Source organism: Pseudoalteromonas sp. Isolate3, from assembly GCF_022398505.1.
GTDB lineage: Bacteria > Pseudomonadota > Gammaproteobacteria > Enterobacterales > Alteromonadaceae > Pseudoalteromonas > Pseudoalteromonas apostichopi.
On sequence record NZ_JAKEVN010000224.1, the window covers coordinates 1 to 2,382 of the forward strand.

The window sequence follows — 2,382 nt, forward strand, 5'->3', positions numbered from 1 at the left end:
ATTAGATTTTACAAGCGCCGCCTGCACAACCGTCATCTTCTACCTCTGGTGTTAACTCATCTTGAGAGTCTGATGCACCATCACGTGTATTGTGATAATACAGAGTTTTAACACCGAGTTTGTACGCAGTCAGTAGGTCTTTTAATAGCACCTTCATAGGTACTTTACCGCCTTCATACTTAGATGGATCATAGTTGGTGTTTGCAGAGATCGTTTGGTCAACGAATTTTTGCATAATACCAACAAGCTGTAGGTAACCATCGTTTGAAGGAATATCCCACAGTAGCTCGTAGTTATCTTTCAGATTTTCATAATCTGGAACTACTTGCTTTAAGATACCATCTTTACTTGCTTTAACGCTGATATGACCTCGTGGTGGCTCAATACCATTTGTTGCGTTAGAGATTTGCGATGATGTCTCTGAAGGCATAAGTGCAGATAACGTAGAGTTACGCATACCATGCTCTTTAATGCTTTCGCGTAATGAATCCCAATCTAAGTGAAGAGGTTCATCACAGAACTGATCTAGGTCACGCTTATAAGTATCTGTTGGCATAATGCCTTGAGAATACGTTGTCTCGTTAAACTTAGGACACGCACCACGTTCTTTCGCTAACTCATTTGATGCTTTCATTAGATAATATTGAATAGCTTCAAATGTTTTGTGAGTTAGGGCATTTGCGCTGCCATCTGAGTAACGCTTACCGTTCTTCGCTAAGTAGTATGCGTAGTTAATAACACCAATACCTAGCGTACGACGACCCATCGTTGCGTTTTTAGCCGCAGGAACAGGGTAGTCTTGGAAATCAAGTAAGTTATCAAGAGCACGTACAGCAAGCTCTGCAAGCTCTTCTAATTCATCAAGTGACTCAATTGCACCTAAGTTAAACGCTGAAAGCGTACAAAGGGCAATTTCACCTTCTTCGTCCATTACATTGCTAAGAGGCTTAGTTGGTAATGCAATTTCTAAACATAGGTTAGATTGACGAATTGGCGCAACAGTCGAGATAAACGGGCTGTGCGTATTACAGTGGTCAACGTTTTGTAAGTAAATTCGACCTGTGCTCGCACGCTCTTGTGCAAACATTGAGAATAACTCAATCGCTTTAATACGTTTTTTACGAATTGACTCGTCTTGCTCGTACTTGATGTATAGCTCATCAAACTTCGCTTGATCTTCAAAGAACGCATCGTATAGACCCGGAACATCTGATGGGCTAAATAATGTGATGTAATCATCTTTGATTAAACGGCTATACATTAATTTGTTGAACTGCACACCGTAGTCAAGGTGACGTACACGGTTATCATCAACACCACGGTTGTTCTTTAGAACTAATAAATTTTCAACTTCCAAATGCCAAAGTGGGTAGAACAGCGTAGCTGCGCCGCCACGAACACCACCTTGTGAACAGCTCTTAACAGCAGTTTGGAAGTGCTTATAAAATGGAATACAACCTGTGTGGTACGCTTCGCCATTACGAATAGGGCTACCAAGCGCACGAATGCGACCCGCATTAATACCAATACCAGCACGTTGCGAAACATATTTAACGATCGCAGATGATGTCGCATTAATAGAGTCTAGGCTATCACCACATTCAATTAGTACACATGAGCTGAACTGACGTGTAGGCGTACGAACACCTGCCATAATTGGCGTAGGTAACGAAATTTTGAAGGTAGACACTGCATCATAAAAACGCTTGATGTAATCAATACGCGTCTCTTTTGGATAATCAGAGAATAAGCTTGCAGCAACTAAGATATATAAAAACTGTGCACTTTCGTAAATTTCACCAGTAACACGGTTTTGAACTAAATACTTACCTTCAAGTTGCTTTACAGCAGCGTAGCTGAAGTTTAAGTCACGGTTGTGATCGATGTAAGCATCTAACTCGTCAATTTCTTGCTCGGTATAATCAACCAAAAGGTGTTGATCATAACGTTTGTCTTCAACTAATTTCGTGATGTGATCATATAAGCGTGGCGGCTCAAATTGACCGTACGCTTTTTTACGTAAATGGAATACAGCTAAGCGAGCAGCTAGGTATTGGTAATCAGGCGTATCTTTAGAGATCTGATCAGCTGCAGCTTTGATGATTGTTTCATGAATGTCATCGGTACGAATGCCGTCATAAAATTGAATATGAGATTTTAATTCAACTTGTGAGACAGACACATTCTCTAGACCTTCTGCGGCCCAAGCGATCACGCGATGGATCTTATCTAGATCAAGTGACTCTTTACGGCCGTCACGTTTGCTTACAGATAGCTGTTGGTTCATAGTTTTGCCTGTATTCCTTGGGAAATTATCGTTGTAAAGACAAAGGTATTCTTTATGTAATTATTATTATTCAATACCAGGGTGAACTAATTGAA

Annotated in this window: 1 protein-coding gene; it reads right to left on the reverse strand. The window is 40.6% G+C overall.

The window, feature by feature from the left end; translation table 11 throughout:
* Position 1: 1 nt before the first annotated feature.
* The gene (gene nrdA / locus L1D46_RS20385; RefSeq protein WP_130051427.1) at positions 2–2,287 is read right to left on the reverse strand and encodes a class 1a ribonucleoside-diphosphate reductase subunit alpha; all 2,286 of its coding nucleotides are present in this window, start codon (positions 2,285–2,287) and stop codon (positions 2–4) included.
* Positions 2,288–2,382 lie beyond the last annotated feature (95 nt).

Bases quoted from the DNA above. Each gene is read 5' to 3' on its own strand.
- nrdA (WP_130051427.1), bottom strand. From the start codon at position 2,287: ATGAACCAACAGCTATCTGTAAGCAAACGTGACGGCCGTAAAGAGTCA.